Origin of the sequence: Fuscovulum sp. (genome assembly GCA_035192965.1) — a bacterium.
Classification (GTDB): Bacteria; Pseudomonadota; Alphaproteobacteria; order Rhodobacterales; family Rhodobacteraceae; genus Paragemmobacter.
Genome location: CP136571.1, coordinates 3,823,418 through 3,847,765, shown reverse-complemented (window position 1 = coordinate 3,847,765; position 24,348 = coordinate 3,823,418). Strand labels below are relative to the sequence as shown.

At 65.2% G+C, this 24,348-nt stretch carries 21 protein-coding genes; 9 read left to right on the top strand and 12 right to left on the bottom strand.

Going from position 1 to position 24,348, the window contains the following annotated elements:
• Positions 1-42 precede the first annotated feature (42 nt).
• Together RSE12_18900 and RSE12_18895 are read right to left on the bottom strand one after the other, a co-directional pair.
• Complete coding sequence (locus RSE12_18900) at positions 43-558, bottom strand: hypothetical protein (GenBank protein WRH62405.1); 516 nt, start codon at positions 556-558, stop codon at positions 43-45.
• Positions 555-1,517 (bottom strand): aspartate carbamoyltransferase catalytic subunit, encoded by a 963-nt coding sequence (locus RSE12_18895; GenBank protein ID WRH62404.1) that lies wholly within the window; start codon positions 1,515-1,517, stop codon positions 555-557. The genes RSE12_18900 and RSE12_18895 overlap by 4 nt, the downstream gene beginning before the upstream one ends.
• A 189-nt stretch (positions 1,518-1,706) precedes the next feature.
• Between RSE12_18895 and RSE12_18890 the strand changes: the two genes are divergently transcribed.
• The 5 genes from RSE12_18890 (at position 1,707) to RSE12_18870 (ending at position 8,685) form a co-directional block, all read left to right on the top strand.
• A complete protein-coding gene (locus RSE12_18890) occupies positions 1,707-2,570 on the top strand; it encodes a uracil-DNA glycosylase (GenBank protein ID WRH62403.1) in 864 nt (287 codons plus the stop codon).
• 5 nt (positions 2,571-2,575) lie between these two features.
• The gene (locus tag RSE12_18885) at positions 2,576-3,199 is read left to right on the top strand and encodes a LysE family translocator (GenBank protein ID WRH64867.1); all 624 of its coding nucleotides are present in this window, start codon (positions 2,576-2,578) and stop codon (positions 3,197-3,199) included.
• A gap of 4 nt (positions 3,200-3,203) precedes the next feature.
• A complete protein-coding gene (gene moaB / locus RSE12_18880; protein ID WRH62402.1) occupies positions 3,204-3,746 on the top strand; it encodes a molybdenum cofactor biosynthesis protein B in 543 nt (180 codons plus the stop codon).
• A gap of 116 nt (positions 3,747-3,862) precedes the next feature.
• Complete coding sequence (locus tag RSE12_18875; GenBank protein WRH62401.1) at positions 3,863-5,317, top strand: HlyD family efflux transporter periplasmic adaptor subunit; 1,455 nt, start codon at positions 3,863-3,865, stop codon at positions 5,315-5,317.
• Positions 5,317-8,685, top strand: coding sequence for an efflux RND transporter permease subunit (locus RSE12_18870; GenBank protein WRH62400.1), 3,369 nt, complete (start codon positions 5,317-5,319; stop codon positions 8,683-8,685). The genes RSE12_18875 and RSE12_18870 overlap by 1 nt, the downstream gene beginning before the upstream one ends.
• A gap of 26 nt (positions 8,686-8,711) precedes the next feature.
• Here RSE12_18870 and RSE12_18865 read toward each other — a convergent pair whose 3' ends face one another.
• A complete protein-coding gene (locus RSE12_18865; protein WRH62399.1) occupies positions 8,712-9,608 on the bottom strand; it encodes a protein-disulfide reductase DsbD family protein in 897 nt (298 codons plus the stop codon).
• 40 nt (positions 9,609-9,648) lie between these two features.
• On the opposite strand from RSE12_18865, the gene RSE12_18860 reads away from it, so the two are divergent.
• Positions 9,649-10,203 carry a YqgE/AlgH family protein gene (locus tag RSE12_18860; GenBank protein ID WRH64866.1) on the top strand — a complete coding sequence of 185 codons (555 nt, stop codon included), beginning with the start codon at positions 9,649-9,651 and terminating at the stop codon, positions 10,201-10,203.
• A 116-nt stretch (positions 10,204-10,319) separates the two neighbouring features.
• Here the strand turns inward: RSE12_18860 and RSE12_18855 are convergent, their stop codons facing one another.
• The 9 genes from RSE12_18855 to RSE12_18815 all read right to left on the bottom strand — a co-directional run bounded on the left by RSE12_18855 (position 10,320) and on the right by RSE12_18815 (position 21,023).
• Positions 10,320-12,662 carry an aldehyde dehydrogenase family protein gene (locus tag RSE12_18855; GenBank protein ID WRH62398.1) on the bottom strand — a complete coding sequence of 781 codons (2,343 nt, stop codon included), beginning with the start codon at positions 12,660-12,662 and terminating at the stop codon, positions 10,320-10,322.
• 4 nt (positions 12,663-12,666) lie between these two features.
• Positions 12,667-13,668 carry a deoxyribose-phosphate aldolase gene (deoC, locus tag RSE12_18850; GenBank protein ID WRH62397.1) on the bottom strand — a complete coding sequence of 334 codons (1,002 nt, stop codon included), beginning with the start codon at positions 13,666-13,668 and terminating at the stop codon, positions 12,667-12,669.
• 93 nt (positions 13,669-13,761) lie between these two features.
• Positions 13,762-14,154: a monovalent cation/H(+) antiporter subunit G gene (gene mnhG / locus RSE12_18845; protein WRH62396.1), complete on the bottom strand. Its 393-nt coding sequence runs from the start codon at positions 14,152-14,154 to the stop codon at positions 13,762-13,764.
• The gene (locus RSE12_18840; protein WRH62395.1) at positions 14,151-14,420 is read right to left on the bottom strand and encodes a K+/H+ antiporter subunit F; all 270 of its coding nucleotides are present in this window, start codon (positions 14,418-14,420) and stop codon (positions 14,151-14,153) included. The genes mnhG and RSE12_18840 overlap by 4 nt, the downstream gene beginning before the upstream one ends.
• The gene (locus RSE12_18835) at positions 14,417-14,908 is read right to left on the bottom strand and encodes a Na+/H+ antiporter subunit E (GenBank protein WRH62394.1); all 492 of its coding nucleotides are present in this window, start codon (positions 14,906-14,908) and stop codon (positions 14,417-14,419) included. Before RSE12_18835 ends, RSE12_18840 begins: the two co-directional genes overlap by 4 nt.
• A 1-nt stretch (position 14,909) precedes the next feature.
• Entirely contained in the window at positions 14,910-16,415 is a 1,506-nt protein-coding gene (locus tag RSE12_18830; GenBank protein WRH64865.1) for a monovalent cation/H+ antiporter subunit D, read from the bottom strand.
• On the bottom strand, positions 16,415-16,759 hold the full coding sequence (locus RSE12_18825; GenBank protein ID WRH62393.1) for a Na+/H+ antiporter subunit C: 345 nt from the start codon (positions 16,757-16,759) through the stop codon (positions 16,415-16,417). The genes RSE12_18830 and RSE12_18825 overlap by 1 nt, the downstream gene beginning before the upstream one ends.
• Before the next feature lies 1 nt (position 16,760).
• Positions 16,761-19,601 carry a monovalent cation/H+ antiporter subunit A gene (locus RSE12_18820; protein ID WRH62392.1) on the bottom strand — a complete coding sequence of 947 codons (2,841 nt, stop codon included), beginning with the start codon at positions 19,599-19,601 and terminating at the stop codon, positions 16,761-16,763.
• 222 nt (positions 19,602-19,823) lie between these two features.
• Positions 19,824-21,023, bottom strand: coding sequence for an ROK family transcriptional regulator (locus RSE12_18815; protein ID WRH64864.1), 1,200 nt, complete (start codon positions 21,021-21,023; stop codon positions 19,824-19,826).
• A 295-nt stretch (positions 21,024-21,318) separates the two neighbouring features.
• On the opposite strand from RSE12_18815, the gene RSE12_18810 reads away from it, so the two are divergent.
• The 3 genes from RSE12_18810 to RSE12_18800 all read left to right on the top strand — a co-directional run bounded on the left by RSE12_18810 (position 21,319) and on the right by RSE12_18800 (position 24,313).
• Positions 21,319-22,275: a substrate-binding domain-containing protein gene (locus RSE12_18810; GenBank protein ID WRH64863.1), complete on the top strand. Its 957-nt coding sequence runs from the start codon at positions 21,319-21,321 to the stop codon at positions 22,273-22,275.
• 140 nt (positions 22,276-22,415) lie between these two features.
• Positions 22,416-23,525 (top strand): ABC transporter permease, encoded by a 1,110-nt coding sequence (locus tag RSE12_18805; GenBank protein WRH62391.1) that lies wholly within the window; start codon positions 22,416-22,418, stop codon positions 23,523-23,525.
• Positions 23,526-23,539: 14 nt separating this feature from the next.
• Positions 23,540-24,313 carry an ATP-binding cassette domain-containing protein gene (locus RSE12_18800; protein ID WRH62390.1) on the top strand — a complete coding sequence of 258 codons (774 nt, stop codon included), beginning with the start codon at positions 23,540-23,542 and terminating at the stop codon, positions 24,311-24,313.
• Positions 24,314-24,348 lie beyond the last annotated feature (35 nt).

Genomic DNA, 24,348 nt, shown 5'->3' with positions numbered 1-24,348 from the left:
CGCGCATCTCTTCCTTGGTGGGTTTGCGGTTGGGATCGGGGGTCATGCGGGGACCTTTCCGGGGTTGCGCATCAGATCGCGGACCTGATCGGCGTCTTTCGGCGCAAGGATCACGCTGCCACCAAAGGTGCCAAAGCGGATGACGCCGCCGATGCCTTTTCGCGCGGGGGTGCCAGTGTAAAAATGGGCACGGATGCGGCGGCGGGGCCAGTCGGACACGCGGATCAGGCGGCGGTTGGTCAGCAGGATCGCGCCCTGCGCCCGGCCCGATGTCAGGGCGCGGCGTTCCAGCATGTCAAAGGCCTGAAAGCCGGTCAGCAAGAGCGCAAGCGGGGGGATCAGGCGGTAGATTGTCCCGCAGGCCCCCTGACCGGCGGAAGCGGCGCAGATTTCGGCCTCGGACTGAACCACCCAGAGCGAGACAGCGCTATAGACCGTCAGCAAAAGCAGCAGCGCTGTCAGGATCGGCGAAGAGGTGAGGTTGAAGCCGATGCGCCCCTGCCAGAGCAGGGTTTCGCCCGGTTGAAGCACCTCGCTGAAAGGAGCGGCTGGCGTCACACCATTGCCCCCACGATCTTGCGCCCGCGTTCGGCGCGCAGGTTGCGGGCCAAAAGGTCCATGCAGGCCATGCGGACGGCGACGCCCATTTCGACCTGATCCTGAATGACCGAGCGGTTGATGTCATCGGCGAGGTCGCCGTCGATTTCCACGCCGCGGTTCATGGGCCCCGGATGCATGACGATGGCGTCGGGTTTGGCATGGGACAGCTTTTCCGCGTCCAGCCCGAAGCGGTGATAATATTCACGCTCTGACGGGATGAAACCGCCATCCATCCGCTCTTTCTGAAGGCGCAGCATCATCACCACATCAGCCCCTTCGAGGCCTTTCTTCATGTCGTCGAACACCTCCACCCCAAAGGCACCGATGCCCGCGGGCATGAGGGTGGGCGGGCCGATCAGGCGGATGCGGTTTTCCATCTTGCCCAGCAGGATGAGGTTGGAGCGCGCCACGCGGCTATGTGCGATGTCGCCGCAGATGGCGATGGTCAGGCGCTGAATCCGGCCTTTGGCGCGGCGGATGGTCAGGGCATCTAGCAGGGCCTGCGTCGGGTGTTCGTGCCGCCCGTCGCCCGCGTTCAGCACGGCGCAGTTCACCTTTGAGGCCAGCAGGTTGACCGCGCCGGATGACGGATGGCGCACGACCAGCAGGTCGGGATGCATGGCGTTCAGCGTGAGCGCGGTGTCGATCAGGGTTTCACCCTTTTTCACGCTGGACTGGCCCACGGCCATGTTCATCACATCGGCACCCAATCGCTTGCCCGCCAGTTCGAAACTGGCCTGCGTGCGGGTAGAGTTTTCAAAGAACATGTTGATCTGCGTCATCCCGGCCAGCACGTCGGACTGTTTCACCGTGCGGCGGTTGAGGTCGACATAGCGGTCGGCCAGATCAAGGACGGTGGTGATTTCCAGCGGGGCCAGTGGTTCGATCCCCAGAAGGTGGCGGGCGCGAAAGGTCATCTTGGGCGGCTCCTGCTGGGTGTGGTGGCTTGGCTTATAGGAAGGGCGGGGGTTCGGGGCAAGCATCGGGCCGGGGCTGCGGCATCGGCGGCCAAATTCCTTGGCCAAATTCGTTGGAACGAATTTGCAAATTTCTTCCAAGAAATTTGTGGGTGGCGTGGGGGGGTGGGGCGGCCTAGGTTTCCGCGCATGGGAATCGAGTTCGACACCACGACGCCGGAAGGCTGGCACGCGGCGCTGGCGGCGCTGCAATGGCAGCTTGAAATGGGCGTAACCGAGGTGATCGGGGACACGCCCTTCAACGGCTATGAGGTTGCGGACCGTGCGCCGTGGCTGCCCCCGGCACAGGGGCAGGGCGCGGCGGTCCCAGTGCGCGGGGGGCCGCCCAAGGCGGCCGAGCCTTATGTGCCGCAGATATCCGAGGCCGAGCGCGCGGCACAGGCCAGCGATGTCGCCGTGGCCGAGGCGCAGGCGCGGGCGGCGGCGGCCGGATCGCTGGACGCGCTGCGCGAGGCGATGGCGGGATATGACCATTGCGAATTGAAGCGGGGCGCGCGCAACCTTGTCTTTGCCGATGGGCGGGCGGGCGCGCGGGTTCTGGTGCTGGGCGAGGCGCCGGGGCGGGAAGAGGATATGGAGGGCCGCCCCTTTGTGGGTGCGGCGGGGCAGTTGCTGGACCGGATGTTCGCGGCCATCGGCCTGTCGCGCGACAACCCTGATCTGGAGCGGGCGCTTTACATCACCAATGTGATCCCGTGGCGGCCGCCGGGCAACCGTGACCCGTCGCCCGAGGAAATCGCCATGATGCGCCCCTTTGTCGAGCGGCATATCGCCTTGGCCGCGCCGGAGATTGTGGTGCTGATGGGCAATGTGCCCTGTTCGGCAGTGCTGGGGGCCAAGGGCATCTTGCGGCTGCGCGGGAGTTGGACCACCGCGCTGGGCCTGCCCGTGATGCCGATGGCGCATCCGGCCTATCTGCTGCGCAACCCTGTGGCCAAGCGCGAGGCGTGGGCGGACCTGCTGGAGATACAGGCCAAGTTGAGGGCGCGATGAGCTTTGTGGTGGACCCGCTGGTTCTGTTGGCCTTTGTCCCGGCCGGGCTGGCGCTGAACCTGACGCCGGGGGCGGACATGATGTTCACACTGGCGCAGGGGCTGCGGGGCGGGCCAAAGGCAGGGATGGCGGCAAATGCAGGCATTGCGGCTGGCGGTCTGATCCAGACGCTGGTGGCGGGGCTGGGGTTGGGCGCGCTGGTGGCGGCGCATCCGATGGCCTTTGACGTGATCCGCTGGGGCGGGGTGGCCTATCTGCTGTATCTGGCGGTGCAGTCCCTGCGGGCGGGGCCGCTGGTGGCGCGGAGGGCGGCGGAGGCGCGGCCCTTAATGCGGGTGTTTCTGGACGGGATGATGGTGAACCTTCTCAATCCCAAGGTGATGCTGTTCATTCTGGCCTTTCTGCCGCAATTCGTGGATCCGTCGCGCGCGGTGTTGCCGCAGTTTCTGGTGCTGGGCGGGGTCTTTGCGCTGGGCGGGCTGGTGGTGAACGGGGTGGTCGCTGTGTTTGCCGGGGGCGTGGGGCAGCGTTTGGCAGGATCGGCAGTGTTTGCGCGCTGGCTGGGCCGGGCGGGGGCGGTGATCTTTGCCGGGCTGGCGCTGCGGCTGGCGCTGATCCAGAAAGGGTAAGGGCATGAGCCGGATTGACGAAACGAAAGACTTCATCCCTGTACGGATCGCCGTGCTGACAGTGTCCGACACAAGGACCGCCGCCGATGACCGGTCGGGTGACACGCTGGTGGAGCGGTTGACCGAAGCGGGGCATCTGCTGGCCGCGCGAGGGATCGTGCAGGACGACCGGGCCGAGATTGCCGCAAAGCTGCGGGCTTGGATTGCCGATCCGGGGGTGGATGTGATCCTGACCACAGGCGGCACCGGATTGACGGGGCGCGATGTGACAGTCGAGGCGCATCGCGATGTCTATGAGAAAGAGATCGAGGCGTTCGGCACGGTGTTCACCATCGTGTCGATGCAGAAGATCGGCACCAGCGCGGTGCAGTCGCGCGCCTGTGGCGGAGTGGCGGGGGGGACATATCTTTTTGCCCTGCCGGGCAGCCCCGGCGGGTGCCGCGATGCTTGGGACGAGATCCTGAAATGGCAGCTGGATTACCGCCATCGGCCCTGTAACTTCGTGGAAATCTTCCCGCGGCTTGAGGAGCATCGCCGCCGCAAGTAGCGACGGAAGCGCGCGGGACTGGCGTTTAACAGGTTATTGGCCTGTTTCACGCAGGCTTCATTGGTCTTTGGTGGCGGGCGGGCTAGCCTTGTCGGGCCGGTTGCAAAGGGAATTTCATGCGGTTTTTCGGACGCGCGATGAGCGGGCTGTTCCTTGCGGCGCTGACGCTGGCCTTGCTGGCATTGGCGGTGGGTGTGGTTTTGGGCGCGTTGCGGGAACGGATGGCGGACGACGGGCCGGCAATGCCTGCGGCAGAGCGGGTGGTGTCGGCCAATGTGCTGCGGGTCGAGGCGGGGCGGATCGTGCCGCTGCTGACCGCCTATGGCGAGGTGCGGTCGGTGCGCACGCTGGAACTGCGCGCGCCGCAGGGGGGGCGGGTGGTGGAACTGGCCCCCGGCTTTGCCGATGGCGGGTTCGTGACGGCAGGCGAGGTGCTGCTGCGGCTGGACCCGGCCGAGGCGACGGCGGCGCAGGGCCTTGCGGCGGCGGCGCTTGCCGAGGCCGAGGCGGCGCAGCGCGAGGCGGGGCGGGCGCTGGACCTGGCGCGGGATGACCTGACCCAGTCGCAGGCGCAGTTGGCGCTGCGCGCGCAGGCGGTGCAGCGCCAGCGCGACATTGCCGCGCGCGGGGCGGGATCGGCGGCGGCGGTGGAAACGGCAGAACTGGCGCAGGCGCAGGCCGAACAGGCACTGCTGTCAAGCCGGTCGGCACTGGCACAGGCCGAGGCGGCGGTGGACCAGACGGCGATTGCCGTTGATCGCGCGCGGATCACCCTGACCGAAGCGGACCGCGCTTTGGCGGAAACTGTGATCCGGGCGGCGTTTGACGGGCGGCTGAATGCCGTCGCGCCGGTGGTAGAAGGCGGGCAGGTCAATGCCAATGAGGTGCTGGGCCAGATCATCGACCCGACCGCGCTGGAAGTGACGTTCCGCCTGTCAACCGCGCAATATGCGCGGCTGATCGACGGGGCGGGGGCGTTGATCGAGGCACCCGTCACTGCGCGGCTGGATGTGGCGGGCGCTGCGCTGGCGGCCGAAGGGCGGGTGGTCCGGGCCGGTGCGTCAGGGGCCGAGGCGGGTGGCGGGCGGGTGGTCTATGCCACGCTCGACGCGGCCCCCGGCCTGCGTCCGGGGGATTTCGTGACGGTGACGGTGGCCGAACCCGAGCTGGAGAGCGTGGCAGACCTGCCCGCCACGGCGGTTGATGCAGCGGGGCGCGTGCTGGCCTTGAACGCCGAGGAACGGTTGGAGGATGTGGCGGTCGAGGTGCTGCGTCGGCAGGGCGACCGGGTGATCGTGGCCCCCGGCGCGCTGGTGGGGCGCGAGGTGGTGGCCGAACGCTCCCCCCTGATCGGGGCGGGGATCAAGGTGCGCCCGGTGCGCCCCGGTGTCGAAGAGGCGGCACTGGAAATGCTGGACCTGACGGAAGATCGCCGCGCGGCGCTGATCGCGGCGGTCGAGGGCAACGCAAGGATGCCCGATGAGGCCAAGGCACGGGTGATCGAACAATTACGGCAGGATCGCGTGCCCGCCGATGTGGTGGCGCGGATCGAAGCACGGGCGGGCGGCTGATGCGGTCGCGCGGGATCCTGTCCTATTTCGTCCGGCACCGGACGCTGGCCAATCTGGTGATGGTGCTGATGCTGGTGGGCGGGCTGGTGGCCGCGCTGAACATCCGCGCACAATACTTCCCTGATGTCGTCCTGTCCGAGGTGGATGTCGATGTGTCCTGGCCCGGCGCGGGGGCCGAAGATGTGGATCGCGGCATCGTGCAGGTTCTGGAACCCGCGCTGAAGACGGTGGAGGGGGTGGCCGCCACCTATGCGCGGTCTTCCGAAGGGCGGGCGTCGATCGAGATCGAGTTTGAACCCGGCGTCGATCTGGACCGCGCCGCGCAGGATGTGGCAGCGGCGGTCGAGGGCGTATCGACCCTGCCCGCTGATGCCGAGGAGCCGGAGGTCAGCCGCAGCGCGTGGCGCGATCAGGTGACGGATGTGGTGATCACCGGGCCGGTTGCGGTGGACCAGTTGGCCCGGCTGGCGGATGAATTCACCGGGCGGCTTTTCGCAGCGGGCGTGACACGGGCCACGATCAGCGGTCTGGCCGCGCCCCAGACTGTGGTGGAGGTCACGCCCGTCGCCCTGATGCGCCATGACGTGACGATGGAACAGATTGCCAATGCCATCGCATCCGCCGTGGTGACGCGCCCTGCGGGCGAAGTGGCGACCGGGGCCGCGCGGGTGCGCACGGGCGAAGAACGCCGCGCCGCCGAAGAGATCGGTGATATCGCCCTGCGCGCGGGGCCGGACGGCACCGTGCTGCGCATCCGCGATGTGGCAACGATCCGCGTCGAAGGCGCGGACCGGGGCCGCGCGGCCTTTGTCGGGCCGAACCCGGCCATGGTGATCCGGGTGGAGCGCGGACCCGAGGGCGATGCCATCGACCAGCAGGCCCGGGTGGCCGACGCGGCGGCGGCAATGCGCCCCGCCTTGCCCGAAGGCGTGACGCTGGACCTTGTCCGCACGCGGGCCGAACAGATCACGGACCGGCTGACGCTGATGCTGGACAATGCGCTGTCGGGGATGGTGCTGGTGGTGCTGATGTTGTTCCTGTTCCTGAACGGGCGCATCGCGCTTTGGGTGGCGGCGGGGATTCCCGTGGCCACGATTGCCGCCATCGGCGTGATGTGGATGGGCGGCGTCACGCTGAACATGATCTCGCTTTTTGCGCTGATCCTGGTGCTGGGCGTGATCGTCGATGATTCCATCGTGGTGGGGGAGCATGCCGATTTCCGGGTGCGCCAGATGGGCGAAACGCCCGTGGTGGCGGCGGAACGGGCGGCGGTGCGGATGGCGGGGCCAGTGCTGGCCTCGACCCTGACCACGGTGATCGCCTTCCTGGCATTGGCCGCGATCGGCGGGCGGTTCGGCGACCTGATCAAGGACATCCCCTTTACCGTGATGGCGGTGATGGTGGCGTCGCTGATCGAATGTTTTCTGATCCTGCCCAATCACATGGCCCATGCCTTGGCGGATTCGGTGAAGGAGAAATGGTATGACGCGCCAAGCCGGTTCACCAACCGGCAGTTGGACCGTTTCAAGGACGCGGTGATGAAGCCGCTGATGCGGGGCGTGATCGCGGCGCGGTATCCGGTGCTGGCGGCGGCTGTGCTGGCGCTGGCCACGCAGGCAGCGCTGTTTGTGCGCGGCGATGTGCAGTTCCGGTTCTTCAACGCGCCCGAGCAGGGATCGTTGAGCGGGAATTTCGCGATGCTGCCGGGGGCCACGCGCGATGACACGCTGGCGATGATGGCCGAGTTGCAGCGCGCGGTGGATGCCGTGGGCGCGGCGTTTGCGGCAGAGCATGGCCTGAACCCGGTGGAATTTGTGATGGCCGAGGTGGGCGGCGGTTCGGGGCGCGGCCTGTCGGGCGCGGCGACCAAGGACCCGGATCTGCTGGGCGGCGTGTCCATCGAGATCGTCAATCCCGACCTGCGCCCCTATTCCAGTGCAGCGGTGATCGCCGCCATCGAGGCCGAGGTGCGCCGCCACCCGCTGCTGGAGGAGCTGAGCTTTCGCGGCGGACGGTTCGGCCCCGGTGGGGCCGCGCTTTCGGTGGATTTCTACGGCGCGGATGCGGGCGTTCTGAAGGCGGCGGCCGAGGCGTTGAAGGCACGGCTGGCGGTGTTTCCCGAAGTATCGGGGCTGGAGGATACGCTGGCCTATGACAAGGAGGAACTGGTTCTGAGCCTGACGCCGACAGGGCAGGCGCTGGGCTTTTCCATCGACGGGTTGGCGGCTGACCTGCGGGACATGCTGGGGGGCATCGAGGCCGCCACTTATCCCGACGGGCCGCGATCCGCCGCGATCCGGGTGGAACTGCCGCCGGGTGAATTGACGGCGGATTTCCTGGATCGGATGCAGATGCGGGCGGTCGGCAGCGATGGCACATCGGTCTATGTGCCGCTGGCCGATATCGTGACGGTGGCGCAGGCTTCGGGCTTTTCATCCGTGGTGCGGGAAAACGGGCTGCGGGTGGTCACCGTTTCGGGCGAACTGTCCGAAGATGACCCGGCGCGGGCAAGCGAGATTCAGGCCGCGCTCCGGGCGGAGTTCGTGCCGCAGGTGGAGCAGGATTTCGGCGCGATGGCGCGCTATTCCGGGCAGGCCGAACAGGAGCAGGAATTCCTGAGCGGCGCGGCCGTGGCGGTGGTGCTGGCATTGTTGGGCATCTACTTGTGCCTCGCGTGGATTTTCGCCAGCTGGTCACGGCCGATGGTGGTGATGTCGGTCATTCCCTTTGGTCTGGTGGGCGCGATCTTTGGCCATTGGGTGTGGGATGTGCCGCTGTCGATGTTTTCCATCGTGGGGATCATCGGCATGTCGGGGATCATCGTGAACGATTCCATCGTTCTGGTGTCGACCATCGACGAATATTCTGAAAAGCGCGGGCTGATCCCGGCGGTGGTGGATGCGGTGGCGGATCGTCTGCGCCCGGTGCTGCTGACGACGCTGACCACAGTGCTGGGATTGGCGCCGCTGCTGTTCGAGCGGTCCAGTCAGGCCGAGTTCCTGAAGCCCACGGTGGTGACGCTGGTCTTTGGGTTGGGTTTCGGGATGTTTCTGGTGCTGTTGGTGGTGCCTGCGATCACGGTGGTGCTGAACGATGGCGGGCGGCGGTTCCGCGCGCTGCGGCGGGCGGTGCGGGCGCGCGGGCGGATGCAGCGCGCGATGCGCGGGGCCGTGTTGGCCGTGGCGGTGGCGCTGGTGGCGGTGATGGGGCCTGTGCTGGCAAGCGGTGCGCTGCCCGGCTGGTTGCTTTCAGTGCTGCCGGGGCTGGGCGGGCTGCCCGTGGGGTTGGCCGCGCTGCTGGTGGTGGGGGCAACGGCTGCGGTGGTTACCGGCGGGGTCTGGCTGGCCGGGCGGCGTCGCGCGGCCTGACGGTGCAGGTCAGGGCCCGGCGTCGCTTAAGGTGCCGGGCAGCCCCGGATTTCCACCGCGCGATTGGCCGAGATGACGGTCACGGTAACGCCGGACCGGTCCAGCGCAAAGGGCGTGCCCTGCGGTGGCACCATTTCGGCGCTGGCGGTCAGGGTGCCGCCGCTGCGGTTGGCGCTGGCCTCGGATACCCAGACATCGGAATGCCCGCTTTCGAACACCACGGTTTCCGCGCCGCCGCCTGCGGGCAGGCCCATGGTTGCCGTGATGCGCAGCCCGTCGCTGATCGGGTCCACCGCGCAGCCGATGCCGGACAGCCCCGCCTGCCGCGCCGATATCGGACGGTCGGCCAGTGCCGCATCGATCACCGCATCCGGCGCACCGGGGCCTGCGATCACGCTGTCCACAGTCAGGCTCGCCGGGATGCAGATGTCATCACACACGCCCAGATCGACCGTCGCTTTCAAGCGTACGGGTTGCGACGGATCGACGGGGATCACCTCGATCGGCAGGACAAGATCGTTCTTGTAGCCCACCGTCGTCATCCCGTTCAGGGTAAAGACATGCGGGCGTGGCCAGTGGAAATGCACCGCGCGCAGGTTTTCGCTGCCCGACCAATCAAAGCTGGGCGGGATGCCCGCATCGCCGGGGCTGCGCCAATAGGTCTTCCATCCCGGGGCCATGGTCAGGTGCAGCGCCGTCATATGTGCGCCGCTTTCGGCCTGCCACCCCGTGCGCAGATCACCCGACAGCACGTCTTCCTGTGAAAAGGCAGCGGCGGGCAGGGCGGGGGCAATGAGGGCAAAGGTGAGAAGAGCTATCTGGCGCATGGGGCCAAGATAGGCAGGGCGGCTGTAATGGGAAATCACGTTCCAGAGAAACCATGTGACAGGAATGCCCTTGAGGCAGGGGCGCAACAGGCCCATCTTGATGGAAGGATGTGCAGGGGAGGGGCCGATGTCGGAACTGGATCTGGACGGAAAGCTGCTGGTCGCCATGCCGGGGATGGGCGATCCGCGCTTTGAAAAAAGCGTCATCCTGATCTGCGCCCATTCGGCCGAGGGTGCGATGGGCCTGATCATCAACCGCCCCGCGCGCGATCTGACCTTTGGCAATCTGCTGGATCAGTTGTCGATTCCCCGTGTGCCCGAAGGGCGGGACATCCGCATCCATTCCGGCGGCCCGGTGGAACGCGGGCGCGGCTTCGTGCTGCATTCGCCCGACTATACCGGAGGGCCCGCAACGATGCGAATCGGGTCGGATTACGGGATGACCGCGACGCTGGATATCCTTGAAGCGCTGGCGCGGGGCGATGGGCCTGCGCGCGCGCTGCTGGCGCTGGGCTATTCCGGCTGGGGGCCGGGGCAGTTGGAGGATGAGATCCGCGCCAATGGCTGGCTGATTGCGGACGCGGCGGAGGATCTGGTGTTCTCAGCCGACGACGCGGGCAAATGGGTGGGTGCGCTTCGGGCCATGGGCATTGACCCGCTGATGCTGTCCGCAGCGGCGGGCCGGGCCTGAGCGGGCGCAAGTTTTTCAGGGAAAAATTTGCGGTTCTGGGCAAATTTTACCTGTAAAATTTGCAGGCCTTCGCAGAAGGCCTGCGCGGGGAAAGTTTTCAGTGAAAACTTTTCCTCTCACTCGCCATAGGGCACCCAGACCGTCTTGATTGCGGTGGCATGGCGCAGAAATTCTCGCCCTTCGCCGGCTGCACCCGTCCAGTCGCGCAGGCGGGCGTTGTTCACCCAGGTGCGCTTCAGGTTGGTGGCGGATTCGGCTTCGATCAGCGCCGACAGGTCGGTCGAAGAGAAGGACCAGAGCGCGTCGACATCCATATGCCCGGCCATCGGCTTGGCCAGTTCGGCATGCGAACCGGTCACGAAGTTCACCACGCCGGGCGGCAGGTCCGAGGTTTCCAGCACCTGATAAAGGTCCGTTGCCGCCAGCGGAAAGGGGTCCGACGGAACCAGAACGCAGGTATTGCCCATGGCAATCGCGGGTGCCATGGCCGAGATCAGGCCCAGAAGCGGCGCCTCATCCGCGCAAAGTGCGCCGATCACGCCGACGGGTTCGTTCAGTGCCAGCGCGATGCCGCGCAGGGGAACGGATTTCGCCTGCCCATCGAATTTGTCCGACCACGCCGCATAGGTGAACAGCCGTGCGATGCTGGCCTCTACCTCGGCCCGGCCATCACGACCGGTCAGGTCGCGCAGGCGGGCGGCGAATTCCCCGGTGCGTGCCGACAGGTTTTCGGCGATGTAATACAGGATCTGCGCGCGGTTATGCCCCGTGGCCTTACCCCAGCCCTTGGCGGCATGGGCAGCCTCGACCGCATTGCGGATATCCTTGCGGTTGCCAAGGCCCACATGGCCCAGCAGCGCGCCCTTGGGCGAAAAGACCGCGCGGGAATAGCCACCGTCGGGGCGGGCCTGCTTGCCGCCGATGAACAGCTTGGCCGTACGGTCCAGTTCGGGGGCCGCGAAGCTGACAGGTTCGGCGACCGGGGTGACAGGTTTCAGCGGTTTCACTGTCGCGGCGGGTTTGAGATAGGCCAAGAGCCCCTCCCACCCGCCTTCGCGGCCAAAGCCGCTTTCGCGCACGCCGCCAAAACCTGCGGCGGCGTCGAACAGGTTGGTGGCATTTACCCAGACCACGCCCGCCTTGACCTTGGGCGCGATGTCGAGCGCGAGGTTGACGTTTTCCGTCCAGATGCTGGCCGCAAGGCCGTAGCGGGTGTTGTTGGCCAGTTCCACCGCCTCGGTTGGGGTGCGGAAGGTCATCGACACGAGGACGGGGCCGAACACCTCTTCCTGCATCAGGCGCGATGCTGTGCCGAGGCCGGTGATCAGCGTGGGCGGGTAATAGCAGCCGCCGGTGGGAAGCGGGGTGTTGGCGTGGTAAACCTCGCCATCTGATCCGTTGACCATATCTGTGATGGTCGCCAACTGGATCGGATCGACCACCGCGCCCACGTCGATGCATTTGTCCAGCGGGTCGCCGATGCGAAGGCCATCCATCCGGCGTTTCAGCTTGTCATGGAACCGCTCGGCAATGCCTTCCTGCACCAGAAGGCGGGAACCGGCGCAGCAGACCTGTCCCTGATTGAACCAGATCGCATCGACAAGGCCTTCGATCGCGCTGTCGATATCGGCATCGTCGAACACGATATAGGGGGATTTCCCTCCCAACTCGAGCGTTAGCGCCTTGCCCGTGCCTGCGGTCGCGCGGCGGATGGCCTTTCCCACAGAGGTGGAGCCAGTGAAGGCGATCTTGTCCACACCCGGATGGGCCACCAGCGCCGCCCCGGTTTCGCCGTCGCCCGTGACGATGTTCAGCACGCCTTTGGGCAGCCCCGCCTCCCGCGTGATTTCAGCGAAGAGAAGCGCGGTGAGAGGTGTGTATTCGGCGGGTTTGAGGACGACGGTATTTCCGGCGGCCAGCGCGGGCGCAACTTTCCAGGCCAGCATCAGCAGGGGGAAGTTCCACGGGATCACCGCGCCGCACACGCCCAGCGGGGACAGGCCGGGAAGTTCGCTGTCCATCAACTGCGCCAGGCCCGCGTGGTAATAGAAATGCCGCGCGACCAGTGGCACGTCGATATCACGGCTTTCGCGGATGGGTTTGCCGTTGTCCATCGTTTCCAGCACGGCCAGCAGGCGGCTGTGTTTCTGAATCAGGCGGGCCAGCGCATAGAGGTATTTCGCCCGCGCATGGCCGGGCAGGCGGGCCCATTTCGGCTGGGCGCGGCGGGCGGCCTTGACTGCGGCTTCGATATCCTTGGCGGTGCCTTGCGTCACCATGGCCAGTGTGTCGCCATTCGCCGGGTTCTTCGTGGCAAAGCCTGTGCCGGGTTTGGCAAAGCCGCCATCAATGAAATGGCCAAAGCTGGATTTGTGTTTGGCCAGCCATGCCTTCACCTCGGCATTGCCTTCCGGGGCGGGGCCGTAATCCATGCGGTCGAAGATTTCCTTGATCGTCATGGATTTATCCCATCGCGTGGCGGTTGGCGGCCGAATAGTGGCCGGTCAGGTAATGTTCCAGCTGGCGTTCGATATCGCCCAGCAGGGACGACGCGCCGAAGCGGAACAGATCGGGTTGCAGCCAAGGGTGGCCCAACTCATCCTTCATCAGCGCCAGATAAAGCAGCGCATCCTTGGCCTTGGCGATGCCGCCGGCGGGTTTGTAGCCGACCTTTACCCCTGTCCGATCCTGATAGTCGCGGATGGCGCGGATCATGGTCAGCGTCACGGGCAGGGTGGCGTTGACGCTTTCCTTGCCGGTCGATGTCTTGATGAAATCCGCCCCTGCCATCATGCAGACCAGCGACGCACGGGCCACGTTCCGCAGGGTGGCCAATTCGCCCGTGGCAAGGATGGCCTTCACATGGGCGGGACCGCAGGCCTCGCGCATTTCGCGCATCTCATCATAGAGCGCCTGCCAGTTGCCGGTAAGGACATGGCGGCGGGAAATGACGATGTCGATTTCCTGCGCCCCGGCCTTCACGCTTTCGCCGATTTCGGCGATGCGCAGGTGATAGGGCGACAGGCCAGCGGGAAATCCGGTGGATACGGCGGCGACGGGAATCCCCGATCCCTCCAGCGCGCGCACGGCGGTTTCCACCATATCGTGATAGACGCAGACGGCGCCGGTCTTCAGCCCCTCCATCCCCAGCTTTTCCAGCATCCAGGGCGCGACCGGCTGGCGTGCCTTGGCACAAAGGCGCTGCACCCGGCCTGCGGTATCATCGCCCGACAGGGTGGTCAGGTCGATCAGGCTGACGGCTTTGAGCAGCCATGCCGCCTGAAATTCCTTTTTCACCGACCGGCGGCCACCCAAGGTGGCGGCGCGGCGTTCGATGGCCGAAGTGTTGGCCTGCACGGCGGCGACCCAATCCAGATCCAGCGGCATGCCGGGATTGCGCGGATGGGCGACCTGCGGAAGCTGGGCTTGGCCGTGGTCAGTCTGGCTGGGGGTGAGTGTCTGCACGCGGTCCTCCCTTCGGACCGGGCGAAGATGCAACGCCACGCGCCCCCGCGCAAGGGCGGGGGTGCCGCGATGGGCAGAATTTTGACCTTATGGTCAGGAATCGCGGCTGGGAAGCAGCGGTTCTGCCTCTTGCGGGGCGGTGTCGAAGGTGGCCCAGTCGCGGCTGACGCCCGTGGTCGGGGTTTGCCCGTCATAGTGGCGCGATTGCAGATGCACCTTGGACAGGTAATTCGCGGTGATCGGGGCGGTGACGAAAATGAAGATCATCACCAGCACCTCTTGCCAGGAAAACCCGGTGCCGATCATCAACCCGTGGAACATGGAGGCCAGCAGCGCCGTGCCAAGGCCGACGGTCGACGCCTTGGTCGGCGCGTGCAGGCGCTGCATACGGTCTTTCAGCCGGATCAGGCCATAGCTGCCCGTCAGGCCAAACAGGCCGCCGACAACCAGAAGGATGGAAAGCGCGATTTCAAGGCCGAAGGTCATTCGATCACGCTCCCCCGCAGCAGGTACTTGCAAAAGGCGACCGTGCTGACAAAGCCGGTCAGGGCAAACAGCATGGCCGCTTCGAAATTGATGCCTTGCCCGGTGTGAATCCCGTTCAGCACGATGATGGCGATGACGTTCACCACCATCGTATCCAGTGCAAGGATGCGGTCGGCCACAGTGGGGCCGACGGCCAGCCGCCACAGGTTCAGGATCAGGCCGATGCCAAAGCAGACAAGGGCGAAGCCAAGGGCATAGGTGATCATTCAAAGATCCTCTTCAGCCGGGTTTCATAGCGCGACTTGATGTCGTCGCGGATGGCGTCAGGGTCGGGCGCGTGCAGGGAATGGATCAGCAGCACCCGCCCGCAGGCGGACATGTCGGCGGTCACCGTGCCGGGGGTCATGGTGATGGTTCCGGCCAGCAGGGCAATCGCCTCGGGTGATTTCAGTTCGATCGGCACGCGCACCCAGGCGGACTGGATCTTGTCGCGCGGCATGAACAGCACGATCTTGGCCACCTGAATGTTGGCAATGATCACGTCCCAGACCACCAGCGCCACATAAGACAGCAGGGCGGGCATGCTGTTCAGGCGGGGGCGATGGGGCCAATAGGGCGCGGTGATCAGCGGGATGACGGTGGCAAGAAAGATCGCCATGACAAGGCTGCCCAGCTTCCACTGATTGACCAGCAGGAACCAGGTCAGCACCAGAAACAGCGACAGATAAGGATGCGGATAGAGGCGGCGGAGCATGTCAGTTCACCTCTTGCAACTGATTGGCCGCGATATAGGCATCGGGCGCGTGCAGGGCGGCGGCGGTGATATCCAGCCAGGCCATGACCGGGCCTGCAAAGACCGTCAGCAGGACCAGACCCGCCAGCAAACCGCCAGCGGCGACAAAGGCCAGCGGCTCGGCCCGTTGATCGGTGGTAACAGCCTCACCCGTGGCGTGGGATTTCCAGAACAGGACCGAACCCGCGCGGGCAAAGCCCAGCACCATCAGGAAAGACGAGACAAGGATCACCGTCCAGATCAGGGCAAGGTTGTCGCGCAGCGCATCCATCACCAGCAGTTTGCCGATGAAGCCCGACAAGGGCGGCATCCCCGCCAGCGCGATGGCATTGGCAAAGAAGAAGGCCGCGATCAGGCCCTGCTGGGCAAAGCGGGGCTGGGCTGTCAGTGCCCCGCTGCCGCGCCGGTCGCTGACCAGATCGGCGATCAGGAAGATCGCCGCCGTGGCAAGGGTGGAATGCAGCAGGTAGTAAAGCCCCGCCGCCGTGGCCTGCGGGGTAAAGGCGGAAAACGCCGTGAACAGCGTGCCCATCGACGCGATCCCGGCAAAGGCGGCCAGACGCGGTAGGGTCGTGGCCCCTAGAATACCGATGGACCCCACCGCCAGCGTCACCAGTGCGGCGGGCAGCATCAGATCGGCCACCATGCTGCCGGTCGCAGCCGTGTCGGGCGGGAAGATCAGCGTCGTGGTGCGCAGGATGGCATAGGCGCCGACCTTGGTCATGATGGCGAACAGCGCGGCCACAGGGCCGGGCGCATTGGCATAGGTGCCGGGCAGCCAGAATTGCAGCGGCACCAGCGCGCCCTTGATGGCAAAGACCGACAGCATCAGGATGGCAGCCACCCGGATCAGCCCGGCCTCACCCTCGGGCAGGGTGGCGACCTTTAGCGCGATATCGGCCATGTTCAGCGTGCCGGTGACGGCATAGATCGTGGCCAGCGCGAACAGGAACAGGGTCGAGGCGATCAGGTTGAAGGCGATGTATTGCACGCCCGCGCGCAACCGGTCCTTGCCCGCACCGTGGATCATCAGCCCGTAAGAGGCGATCAGCAGCACTTCGAAGAAGACGAACAGGTTGAAGGCGTCGGCGGTCAGAAAGGCACCGTTGATGCCCATCATCTGAAACAGGAACAGCGCGTGGAAATGCCGCCCGCGCGCATCCCAATCGGTCGCGATGGCGTAAAGCTGCACCGCCAGCGCCAGCACCGCCGTCAGCAGCAACATCATGGCCGACAGCCTGTCCAGCATCAGCACGATGCCGAAAGGCGCGGGCCAGTTGCCCAGGAAATAGGCCTCGGGCGGGTTATGGCTGGCCGACCAGAGCAGGGCTGCGGAAATCGCCAACATGGCCAGCGTTCCGCCAACCGCAAAGATGCGTTGCAGCGTCAGGTCGTTGCGCATGATCAGCACGATCAGCGGCGCAAGTATCGCGGGCAGCGCGACGGGGGCGATGATCCAGTGATCCATCATTTGCCCATCTCCCCTTCGTCTTCGTCCATGTCGACCTTGTCATGGCCGGATTCCAGCCATGCCCCCAAGGACATCAGCACGATCACTGCGGTCATCCCGAAGGAAATCACGATGGCCGTCAGCACCAGCGCCTGCGGCAGCGGATCGGTATAGCCCGCCGCATCCTTGGCGATGATGGCGGGCAGGCCGGGGACAAGGCGACCGGCGGCAAAGATGAAGACGTTGACAGCATAGGACAGCAGCGTCAGCCCGATGATCACGGGAAAGGTGCGCTGGCGCAGCATCAGGTAGATGCCCGATGCGGTAAGGGTGCCGATGGAGATGGCGATCAGGGCTTCCATATCAGTTCCCTCCTTCCGGGCGATCGACGGAGTAGGGATCGGCGCTGACCGTTTCCCCCGCACGGCGGGCCATCCGGCTGAGCGAGTTCAGCGCCAGAAGCACCGCGCCCAGCACGCAGAGGAAGACACCCAAATCGAAGATCGCGGCGGTGGCCAGTTCAAACTCTTCCAGCGGCCATAGGTGCACATAGGTGTAGCTGGACGACAGGAAGGGCGCGCCGAACAGCCACGATCCCACCCCTGCGGCGGCGGCGACCAGCACACCCGCAGCGATCAGCGCGTGGTATTCGATGCGCTGGCGCGCCTCGGTCCAGCCAAGGCCGGAGGCCATGTATTGCATGACCGTGGCGATGGCGAAGACCAGCCCCGCCACAAAGCCGCCGCCGGGCAGGTTATGGCCCCGGAAATACAGGAACACCCCGATCATCATCGCCACCGGCAGCAAAAAGCGCGTGGCCATCACCATCAAAAGCGGGTGGCGGTCGCCGGCGCGATCAGCGCGCACTGGCATGGCAAGCAAGCGGTCATTCGCGGTGCCGGGTTTCAGCAGCGCCTCGACCAGCGCATAGATCAGCAGCGCGGCGATCCCCAGAACGATGATCTCACCAAAGGTATCATAGCCCCGGAAATCCACGATGATCGTGTTCACCGCATTGGTGCCGCCCGCGCCGGGTTTCGACTGGGCAAGGTGATAGGCGGAAATCGACGGAAAGGCGAAGTCGCGCGTCATGATGGCATAGGCCAGCCCGCCGATGCCCGCGCCCGCCGCAATCGCCACCACCGCATCACGGCCCCGGCGGAACGGGCTGCTTTCACGCGGCGTTTCCTTCGGCAGGAAGTTCAGCGCCAGCAGCATGAAGACCACCGTCACCACCTCGACCGTGATCTGGGTAAGCGCGAGGTCGGGTGCCGACAGCCATGCAAAGCCGAGCGAGATGATCAGCCCGATAATCCCGATCAGGATCAGCGACATCAGGCGGTTGCGATGGGTCAAGACCACCCCGACGACCGCGCACATCAGCAGGCCCCAGCCGATCAGCGGCACGGGTTCCAGCGGCAGCATGGCGCGGGTGCCGGGGGTATGTGTCCCGCCCGCAAAGGCCCAAAGGCAGGCCGCCGTGATCGCCACGGTGCCGATCGCCACCGCGCGGGTGAGTGACCCGTTATGCAGCGCCTGGGTGACGGCGCGCGCGGCGGCAACCAGCGGTTCCATGATCGCGTCAAAGATGACCTTCGCCTCGGGGCGCGGGGTGGCGTCCCACAGGGCGCGCATCGGGCGGAAGGCCGCCAGCAGCGCAAAGCCCCCGCCCACCGCCGCCAGCGACATCCACAAGGCGGGGGAATACAGGCCGTGCCAATGCTTGATATGCACCTCAGCCTCGGCCCCGGTAACGGCGCTGGCCGCCACATCCACCAGCCATGCGGCAGAGGTCATGGGGATCAGGCCGATCAGGATGACCAGCAGGCAAAGAAAGGCCGGTGCCGCCCAAAGGCCAAAGCCCGGATCATGCGGGGTGTGGGGGTAATCATCGCGCTTCGGCCCCAGAAAGGCATGGGACAGGAAGCGAAAGCTGTAGGCGACCGAAAAGAGCGCCCCTGCGGTGGCCAGCAGCGGCAGCAGCCAGACCGGTCCAAGTGCGGTATGCGCGGCCTCTTCCAGCATCATTTCCTTGGACAGGAACCCGTTGAACGGCGGGATGCCCGCCATGGACAGCGCGGCAATGCCCGCGATGGTAAAGGTGATGGGCATCAGATGGCGCAAGCCACCCAGCCGCTTCAGATCGCGAGTGTGTGTCTCATGGTCCACGATCCCGGCGGTCATGAAGAGCGCGGCCTTGAAGGTGGCGTGGTTGATGATGTGAAACACCGCCACGGTTGCGGCCTTGGCCGTGCCCATGCCCAGCAGCATGGTGATCAGGCCAAGGTGGCTGACGGTGGAAAAGGCCAGCAATGCCTTCAGGTCATCCTTGAAGAAGGCGATCTTGGCGCCGATCAGCATGGTGATCAGGCCCGCCGATGTGACGATCCAGAACCATTCCGGCGTACCCGCCAGCACGGGCCAAAGCCGCGCCATCAGGAAGATGCCCGCCTTCACCATGGTGGCCGAATGCAGATAGGCCGAAACCGGGGTTGGCGCGGCCATGGCGTGCGGAAGCCAGAAATGGAACGGGAATTGCGCGGATTTGGTGAAACAGCCCAGCAGGATCAGGATCAGCGCGGGCAGATACCAGTCGGAGGCCTGAATCACCTCTTTCTGCGTCAGGATGACCGACAGGTCATAGCTGCCTGCAATATTGCCAAGGATCAGCATCCCCCCGATCAGCGCCAGCCCGCCGCCGCCGGTGACGGCCAGCGCCATGCGCGCGCCCTGCCGCCCTTCGGGCAGGTGTTTCCAGAACCCGATCAGCAGGAAGGACGACAGCGAGGTCAGTTCCCAGAAGATCAGCAACATCAGGATGTTGTCCGAAAGCACGATCCCCACCATCGCGCCCTGAAACAGCATCAGATAGGTGTAGAACACCCCCATCGGATCGGATTTCGACAGGTAGAAACGGGCGTAAAGGATGATCAGCAGGCCGATGCCAAGGATCAGCCCCGCAAACAGCAGGCCCAGCCCATCGAGCATGAAATTCACGTTCAGGCCGAGCGAGGGGATCCATTCGATGCGGGTCTGCACCACTTCGCCGCGCAGCACGGCAGGGGCCTGCATCGCCAGCAGCACCAGCGCCAAGGCGGTGACCGAACCGGTTACGGTGGCACAGGCAGTGCGGCCGGAACGGATCAGGAGGCCCGGCAACAAGGCGCCGAGAAAGGGCAGGGCGGCAATCAACGCAAGGGTCATCGAGAAATTTTACTCCCTTAGCGTCGTGTCCGCGACGCACACTCCTCTTCGGCAGGAACCGCGCAAAGATTAGGCCACCTTTGGCACGGACACCCCCCATCTGTGCAAAATGTTCGATCAGATCAAGACGCTGTTGCAGCAAAAACGCAGGTTTGGGGCCGTTTTCGGCATCGCGGTGCGGCGGGTGGTCGGGATGCGCGCGCCTGTATGGTGGCCCGCAGGTCAGCCCTGCGCAGCAGCAGGGTCGATCAAATAGCGCTGGGCCAGCGGGATGGCGGCAGCCCCCAGCGCGCGCGCCTCGGCCCCGACGGTGCCTTCGCGGACCTGCGGTTGTTCCACCCCCGACAGATCAAGGCGTGACAGCGCGGCATGGGTGCGGCGGGTGATTTCGGCCCGCACATCGGTGGGCATCCAGCCGTCGATCATCACGGCCTCCAGTTCCACCAAAGCTGCGGCGGACAGGGTGGCATAGGCCAACCCCTCGGCGGCATGGCCGATCCAGTCATCCAGAATATCGGGCGATACGCGCCATTCCAGATGCTGTTCCCACAGGTGATCTGCGCTTTCGCCGGCGGCTTCCATCTGTTCGGCCAGCCGCGACATCGACGCCACGTCGAACAGGCGTTGCAGGGTGCCATCCGGGCCGGGCACGGGCATGGGACCCACGCCCCCGGCATTGCCGGTGCGTCCGGTGAACAACTGGCCGTTCAGGACCAGCCCGCCACCGATGAAGGTACCAAAATAGAAATACAGGAAATCCTTGGGCTTTTCGCCCGTGCCAAAAACCAGCTCCGCCCCGCAGGCGGCGGTGGCGTCGTTCTGCACATGGACGGGCATCCCGGCGATGGCGGCGATTTCAGCGTTGATGTCGCGGTTGCGCCAACTGTCCATTTCAGCCTGTGGCGCGCCAAGGTAATGCACCCAGTTCCACAGCTGGAACGGCATGGCGATGCCCATGCCACCTACCCTGTCGCGCTGCGCGCCGGGCAGCATGGCCAGAACGGCGGGCAGGGCATCGGTGACGAAAGCCACCACGATATCGGGGGTCGGATAGCGATAGATACGGCGGCGCGTGGCGCGCACACGACCCAGAAAATCGACCAGCATCAGATCAGCCGACCGTCGCCCGATCTTCAGCCCAAGGAAAAACGCGCCTTCCGCATCCAGCGACATCGGCACCGACGGCTGGCCGATGCGGCCGCGGATCGGCTCGCCCCGCAGCAGCAGGCCATCCTGTTCCAGACTGCGCATGATGACAGATACGGTCTGCACCGACAGGCCGGTGATCCGCGCCAGATCGGACTTGGCCAACGGCCCCTGCTGGCGCAGGATCGACAGCACCAGCCTTTCGTTATGGGCGCGCATGCCGGACTGGTTCGACCCCCGAAAGCCAGCGGCTTCGGGGGCGTGACGATCCGGCATCGTCTCGGCCAATGGTCGCACGTCTCCTCCCGTTCCGGGCGGTTTTGCCCAGTTTTGAGGCGAGGATGCGCGGGGAATCGGCGGCATGTCAATAATAATTCAGAGTGATTTAATTATCTTGACGCGGCGGAGGGAATCGGTTTTCTTGTCACCGTCGCAAGGGGGGATTACCCCTCACGGCACATCACATGAGGGGGCGCACCCCCTGATTTTCTTGGGAGGAAAATCAATGAAATTCAAAGCAAAAGCCCTTGCCGGGGCTGCCACGCTTGCGCTGCTGTCGGCTGCTCCGGTCATGGCGCAGGACGTTGCCGCGTGCCTGATCACCAAGACCGACACCAACCCCTTCTTCGTGAAGATGAAGGAAGGTGCCGAGGCGAAGGCCGCCGAACTGGGCGTTTCGCTGAAGTCCTACGCAGGCAAGGTTGACGGCGACCATGACAGCCAGGTTGCTGCCATCGAAGCCTGCATCGCCGACGGCGCTAAGGGCATCCTGATCGCCGCCTCCGACACCAAGGCCATCGTGGATTCGGTGAAGAAGGCGCAAGAGGCCGGCATGGTCGTCATCGCGCTGGACACCCCGCTTGATCCGGCAGATGCCGCCGACGCGACCTTCGCGACCGACAACCTCGAAGCCGGCAAGCTGATCGGCGCCTGGGCTGCCGCAACGCTGGGTGCAGAAGCCGCAAACGCCAAGATCGGCTTCCTGAACCTGACCCCGTCGGAACCGACCGTCGACGTCCTGCGTAACCAGGGCTTCATGATGGGCTTCGGCATCGACGTGGCCGACCCGAACGACATCGGCGACGAAACCGATCCGCGCATCGTTGGCCATGACGTGACCAACGGCAACGAAGAAGGCGGCCGCAAGGCGATGGAGAACCTTCTGCAGATCAACCCCGATATCAACGTGATCCACACGATCAACGAGCCCGCCGCCGTGGGCGCCTATCAGGCGCTGAAGGCTGTCGGCAAGGAAAACGACGTGCTGATCGTGTCGGTTGACGGCGGCTGCCCGGGCGTTGCCTCGGTCAAGGACGGCGTCATCGGTGCAACCTCGCAGCAGTATCCGCTGATGATGGCGGCGCTGGGCGTGGAAGCCATCAAGAAGTGGGCTGACTCGGGCGAGAAGCCTGCACCGACCCCGGGCAAGGCCTTCTTCGATACCGGCGTGGCGCTGATCACCGACAAGCCCGCCGAAGGCGTGACGTCGATCGACACCACCAAAGGCACGGAACTGTGCTGGGGCTAATCTGAGGCTTGTGCGGGGGGACAGCCCCCCGCATGATCCCAGACGGGAGAAAACGGGGGCGGCTCTCGACCAGGGCCGCCCTTTGTCTAGGCAGAACCCGCGCCTTGGGCGCAAAGCGGGTCTTTCAGGGGGGGTGACACATGAGCCAGCCACAGGAATTCGAGAAGGTCCTTGATAAAAGCGCGGCGACCGTCGCGCATTTCGACGAACACAGGGGCGGCCTTCGCAAGTTGCAGCATTATCTGCACTCCAACCCGGCAGCGGTGCCGATGATCGTGCTTGTCGCGCTGATCATCTTCTTTGCCGCAGCGCGGGACGGATCGGTTCTGATGGAGTTCCGCTGGATCACGGGTGATTTCGAAGGTCTGCGGTTCTTCTCGGCCTATACGCTCACGCTGATCATGCAGCAGGTGGCCGTGGTCGGTATTCTTGCCGCGGCGCAAACGCTTGTCATCCTGACGGCGGGCATTGACCTTGCGATCGGCGTGGTCATGGTTTTCGCCTTTGTTCTTATGGGCCATGCCGTGCTGACCTATGGCCTGCCTTGGTATCTTGCGATCATTGCAGGCTTTGCGCTGGCCGGGTTCTGCGGTTGGATCAACGGGTATCTGGTCGCCCGTCTACGTTTGCCGCCGTTCATCGTGACCTTGGGCACATGGAACGTGTTCATGGCCGTCTGTCTGATCTATTCCGCCAACGAGACCATGCGCGAAGCCGATCTGACGGCCCTGACGACCGGGCTGCACTTCTTTGGCAACCGGTTCGAACTGGGCGGCGCGCAGGTCACCTATGGGGTGATCTGCATGGTGCTGGTCTATGTCGCGCTGTGGTACATGCTGAACTACACCGCATTCGGGCGCCATATCTATGCCGTCGGTGACGATCCCGATGCATCAGAGCTGTCGGGCATCCGGGTCAGCCGCGTGCTGATCGGCGTCTATGCTCTGGCCGGTCTGATCGCTGCGCTGGCGGCGTGGGTGTCGATCGGTCGGAACGGGTCGATCTCGCCCTCGACCGTGACCACCGATTTCAACCTTCAGGCCATCACGGCCGCGGTGATCGGGGGGATATCGCTGTTCGGCGGGCGCGGGTCCATTCTGGGCGTGCTGTTCGGAACGCTGATCGTGGGCGTGATGAGCATGGGGCTGAACATGTTGGGTGCCGATCCGCAATGGAAGGTGCTGCTGACGGGTATCCTGATCATCGGCGCTGTCGCCATTGACCAGTGGATCCGCAAGGTTTCGGGCTGAGGGAGGGACAAGACATGGCTGAACCCATTCTGAGTGCGCGCGGTCTGACCAAGCGCTACGGGCGCGTGACCGCGCTGGACCAGTGCGACTTTGACCTCTATCCCGGCGAGATCCTTGCGGTGATCGGCGATAACGGGGCCGGGAAATCGACGCTGATCAAAGCGCTGTGCGGGGCGGTTACCCCGGATGAGGGCGAGATCAAGCTGGACGGGAAACCTGTTCAGTTCGCCAACCCGATGCAGGCACGTGATGCCGGGATCGAGACGGTGTATCAGAACCTTGCGCTGTCGCCCGCGCTGTCCATCGCCGACAACATGTTCATGGGGCGCGAAATTCGCAAACCCGGTGTGATGGGGTCGGTGTTCCGGATGCTGGACCGGGGCGCGATGGAACAGATCGCCCGCGACAAGCTTACGGAACTGGGCCTGATGACGATTCAGAACATCGGGCAGGCGGTGGAAACACTGTCAGGCGGGCAGCGGCAGGGTGTGGCCGTGGCACGGGCGGCGGCCTTCGGGTCCAAGGTCGTGATCATGGATGAACCCACCGCCGCGCTGGGTGTAAAGGAAAGCCGCCGGGTGCTGGAACTGATCCAGGATGTGAAAAAGCGCGGGCTGCCGATCATCCTGATCAGCCACAACATGCCGCATGTGTTCGAAGTGGCCGATCGCATCCACATCCACCGCTTGGGCAAGCGTCTGTGCGTGATCGACCCGAAGGAATACACGATGTCGGATGCCGTGGCCTTCATGACCGGGGCCAAGGTGCCGGAACATGTGATCGCCTGAAAGGGTATCCTGATTGCAGGGAAACGGGGGCCGGA

What these genes read in the sequence shown, in the direction of transcription:
- RSE12_18895 (WRH62404.1), bottom strand. Translation starts at nt 1,517, where the DNA reads ATGACCTTTCGCGCCCGCCACCTTCTGGGGATCGAACCACTGGCCCCG.
- RSE12_18890 (WRH62403.1), top strand. Translation starts at nt 1,707, where the DNA reads ATGGGAATCGAGTTCGACACCACGACGCCGGAAGGCTGGCACGCGGCG.
- moaB (WRH62402.1), top strand. Translation starts at nt 3,204, where the DNA reads ATGAGCCGGATTGACGAAACGAAAGACTTCATCCCTGTACGGATCGCC.
- RSE12_18875 (WRH62401.1), top strand. Translation starts at nt 3,863, where the DNA reads ATGCGGTTTTTCGGACGCGCGATGAGCGGGCTGTTCCTTGCGGCGCTG.
- RSE12_18870 (WRH62400.1), top strand. Translation starts at nt 5,317, where the DNA reads ATGCGGTCGCGCGGGATCCTGTCCTATTTCGTCCGGCACCGGACGCTG.
- RSE12_18865 (WRH62399.1), bottom strand. Translation starts at nt 9,608, where the DNA reads ATGGGCCTGTTGCGCCCCTGCCTCAAGGGCATTCCTGTCACATGGTTT.
- RSE12_18855 (WRH62398.1), bottom strand. Translation starts at nt 12,662, where the DNA reads ATGACGATCAAGGAAATCTTCGACCGCATGGATTACGGCCCCGCCCCG.
- mnhG (WRH62396.1), bottom strand. Translation starts at nt 14,154, where the DNA reads ATGACCTTCGGCCTTGAAATCGCGCTTTCCATCCTTCTGGTTGTCGGC.
- RSE12_18840 (WRH62395.1), bottom strand. Translation starts at nt 14,420, where the DNA reads ATGATCACCTATGCCCTTGGCTTCGCCCTTGTCTGCTTTGGCATCGGC.
- RSE12_18835 (WRH62394.1), bottom strand. Translation starts at nt 14,908, where the DNA reads ATGCTCCGCCGCCTCTATCCGCATCCTTATCTGTCGCTGTTTCTGGTG.
- RSE12_18830 (WRH64865.1), bottom strand. Translation starts at nt 16,415, where the DNA reads ATGGATCACTGGATCATCGCCCCCGTCGCGCTGCCCGCGATACTTGCG.
- RSE12_18825 (WRH62393.1), bottom strand. Translation starts at nt 16,759, where the DNA reads ATGGAAGCCCTGATCGCCATCTCCATCGGCACCCTTACCGCATCGGGC.
- RSE12_18820 (WRH62392.1), bottom strand. Translation starts at nt 19,601, where the DNA reads ATGACCCTTGCGTTGATTGCCGCCCTGCCCTTTCTCGGCGCCTTGTTG.
- RSE12_18815 (WRH64864.1), bottom strand. Translation starts at nt 21,023, where the DNA reads ATGCCGGATCGTCACGCCCCCGAAGCCGCTGGCTTTCGGGGGTCGAAC.
- RSE12_18810 (WRH64863.1), top strand. Translation starts at nt 21,319, where the DNA reads ATGGCGCAGGACGTTGCCGCGTGCCTGATCACCAAGACCGACACCAAC.
- RSE12_18805 (WRH62391.1), top strand. Translation starts at nt 22,416, where the DNA reads ATGAGCCAGCCACAGGAATTCGAGAAGGTCCTTGATAAAAGCGCGGCG.
- RSE12_18800 (WRH62390.1), top strand. Translation starts at nt 23,540, where the DNA reads ATGGCTGAACCCATTCTGAGTGCGCGCGGTCTGACCAAGCGCTACGGG.